At 45.2% G+C, this 3223-nt stretch carries 3 protein-coding genes; 2 read left to right on the top strand and 1 reads right to left on the bottom strand.

What is annotated here, in order from left to right:
• The first annotated feature begins 88 nt into the window (after positions 1–88).
• Positions 89–571 carry a hypothetical protein gene (locus KDK18_RS13570; RefSeq protein WP_257255466.1) on the top strand — a complete coding sequence of 161 codons (483 nt, stop codon included), beginning with the start codon at positions 89–91 and terminating at the stop codon, positions 569–571.
• Between the two features lie 577 nt (positions 572–1148).
• Here the strand turns inward: KDK18_RS13570 and KDK18_RS13565 are convergent.
• Positions 1149–1463, bottom strand: coding sequence for a succinate dehydrogenase assembly factor 2 (locus KDK18_RS13565; RefSeq protein ID WP_257255465.1), 315 nt, complete (start codon positions 1461–1463; stop codon positions 1149–1151).
• Positions 1464–1726: 263 nt separating this feature from the next.
• Here KDK18_RS13565 and KDK18_RS13560 point away from each other — a divergent pair, with 263 nt between their 5' ends.
• Entirely contained in the window at positions 1727–2782 is a 1056-nt protein-coding gene (locus tag KDK18_RS13560) for a folate-binding protein YgfZ (protein WP_257255464.1), read from the top strand.
• The last annotated feature ends 441 nt before the right edge of the window (positions 2783–3223 follow it).

The raw sequence follows: 3223 nt of genomic DNA, 5'->3' as shown, positions 1-3223 counted from the left end.
CTTCAGACCCATTCTAAGCTTGAAAAAAGAGCTGGAATATTCAATCGAAGTGGCTTGGAAATCAAGGGATGTAATAACGTCGGCAACAATGTCTGATACCAGTGATATGACCTATACAACAGTCAGCCCTTCAGCAACACTGTCTTCGTCGCTACAGTCCTCGTCAATATCATCTTCGACGAAACAAGTGCTGCCAGACGCCTCTGAGGCTATTCCGGAAAATGTCGGCACGCAGATTATTATCAAAAATAAAGAGGGAATGATTCTGGCAACATTAAATCTTGATCTGGAGCCTGGGTATTTTTCATTCAGTGATGAAAATGGATATGTACTGGAATACAGAATTGACGAGTTTGGTATTCATCAGCTAACAAAAATCCACACTGAAACTGAATATGCGAACGAAAACAGATACAATTTTTTCTTTCCAGAACAGCATCAGGATTACAGCGGCGTGTACGCGTTTCTCGGTGGGTTTTGCGGGTTTATAGTAGTTGCCGGGGCTTTGTCAGTATTAGCAGTCCATTGTGGAAATCGTCGGGCGAAGACACTTCATGGAACGCCTTTGTAAAAATGACCCTGAGCTTCTGTATACGTTTCCCTTTTCTCCAGCTGCAGCATTGATGGCGTTACTGCTGCGATATTATCAACGATATTTTACCGATAGTCTGGAGCAGGGAAGCAACTGTATTCCTCATGGAAGCGATGACATAATTTTAATACTTTATTTTCTTCCTTTGCTCATCAACATTAAGCGCAACCTCAGAGCATGCAGTGACGCTGGATGATCGGAGTCCTTGAAAAAATTCACCGAATAATTTCGCTCATCCTCACCACGAAACCTCAGGCACATCAACCAGGGCAATACCAGCCATTCGCCCTGTGGTATGCATGGCTGCCAACCTTTTCGGGTCCCAATGAACCATCGCTCCCTATACCAGCGTATAGCAAGCACACTGGTGCCAAGACTTTTTTTTAGCTGTGACAGGTAATAATAAACGGCATAGGCATTCAGGACTGCAAACAACAATATGGTACAGAGGAAGTTAAGAGATGTGAAAAACAATGCCATACTGGCAAAAAGATAACAGAAAACAGTTAGTATGAAGTGACGAACAGAGAAACCTGCCCGCACTTCAATCAGAGAATCATTGGGCCCTGACCGCATCCTTCAAACCACTATCTAAAGCTTTATCCAAACCGCTATCCAAGCCACTTCGGGCATATTGCAGAACCTTGTCCACCATACTCGCCAGCTCGGGATCCTGAGGACGACCATCCCCCATAAACCAGGCAAACAGATCCGGATCTTCACAATCGATTAATTTCAAATAGACAAACTGATCTTCTGCAGACAGTTTTTTAAAAACCTGATTGGTGAAGGGCTCCAGCAAGACATCAAGCTCCAGCATACCGCGTCGACTGTGCCACTGCAGGCGTCTGAAATCATCAGCGCTTAACATTTTCGGAATACTCCCTTGATCGAGTTCAATCAACCGGAAAAAACAGAAAGCCTTGTCATAAGACTCTGGGAAAGTTGTCTAAATGCAGGCAAGACAAGCTCCCGGCATTCAGTGAGAAGCATTATACGGTTTAGTTAGCGCTCTGAATACTCTATATTATGACAATCAACGTCCACCCGCCCTTGTCTGTATCCATTTGCAAGCCAGCAAGGATACTGAAAATCAGAACACTGACCAGAACAAAACATTGAAGAGAATGGATCATGACTAACGATCGAGAAGAAAGATTCCAAACGTTTTTTACTGAGCGGGGGGCTCGTTATGAAAACGGCAAACTGCTTGGCTTTGGTGAGCCCTCTTCAACATCCGAACCGGAAAAGCCGATATTATCTGTTCTAAACCAGAAAGCACTTTTGCAGGTTTCTGGCCCCGACAGTATGAAGTTCCTCCAGGGACAACTCACCTGCAATCTTGATACGCTAACGACTGGTCAGTTTTCTGGAGGAGCGGCCTGCACCCCCAAGGGCAGAATGTTCACCAGCTTCATTCTGCTCAAGGCCAGTGAAGATCAATTCATGATGGCTATGCACCAGGGACTGGTTGAAAGCACTCGGAGCTGCCTGGGAAAATACGCTGTTTTTTATAAAACCGAGCTGACCCCTGACCAGAAGTACGTCTGCCTGGGACTGTCAGGAAATGCCGTTGAAGAGAAAATAGCCAGTGTCTTTAATGACGTTCCCGATGGCAACAGCGCACTCGATATTGATCAGCAGGGCTGGCTTCTGAATGTTTCCGGGAGCGTGAATCGTTTTGAACTCTGGATTACCTTCGAGCATCTGGCAACACTTTGGGAAAAACTCACTGAGCAGTTCACACCCAAAGGGCAACACCACTGGCAACTGCTGGATTGTCTCGCTGTTGAGCCCAGCCTGTCACCGGAAACTGCCAATAATTACATTCCACAGCACCTGAACCTGCCATCGCTGAAAAGTGTCAGCTTCAGAAAAGGCTGCTATACCGGCCAGGAAATTGTTGCCCGCATGCAAAATTTGGGGCAGCTAAAGAGTCGTTGCTATCGCCTCAGCTCGGACCAACAGCTGACAGTTGAACCTGATACACGACTGTTCAATAGTGCAGGCAAAGGGATAGGCGAAGTAATTGAGAGTATTCAAACCGGTCAGGGAACCGAGCTGCTGGCAGTCATTCGGGTCGAATCTGCCCAAGAGAATGATGTACGACTGGAGGGTGAAGAAGGTCCAAAACTCAATTGCCAACCACTGCCTTACGAAATAGATCCTAAACAGGAACTGCAATATTAAAACCTGTTTGATTGCCCATAAGTGAGTCCATAAGTCAGGGTACCTGCACATTAATGCAGGTACCTTTGTAAACCTCAAACCCGCCCCCATTCTTTAAATCCAAACACACCTAGCTCCAAAGTTGTGGCATGGTGAGGAAGCATGTTAGATTCGGTGATCTCAAAACCACAGTGCTATCTTTATGAGTTTGTAAAATTTCGACTCATGTATATCAACAGTATCAACCCCCAATGATCCGCTACGTTAATTTATAACTTAGAGGTAGTCCCTGACTATCCAATTTCTTTTTCTCCTCAAGACTATAACAGCGTAACGAATGATCACCTCTGCATGAGGGAACTTATTAAGGAATTCTTCATCTACTATTTGATGCCAAACCAGCAAGACGGCAATATTCTTTTTAGGATCGGAACATTTTTATTGCTGTAAATCCCAGACACG

The organism is Endozoicomonas sp. SESOKO3 (genome assembly GCF_024606255.1).
This window is presented reverse-complemented; position numbering and strand designations above follow the sequence as displayed.

What these genes read in the sequence shown, in the direction of transcription:
- KDK18_RS13560 (WP_257255464.1), top strand. Translation starts at nt 1,727, where the DNA reads ATGACTAACGATCGAGAAGAAAGATTCCAAACGTTTTTTACTGAGCGG.
- KDK18_RS13565 (WP_257255465.1), bottom strand. Translation starts at nt 1,463, where the DNA reads ATGTTAAGCGCTGATGATTTCAGACGCCTGCAGTGGCACAGTCGACGC.
- KDK18_RS13570 (WP_257255466.1), top strand. Translation starts at nt 89, where the DNA reads ATGTCTGATACCAGTGATATGACCTATACAACAGTCAGCCCTTCAGCA.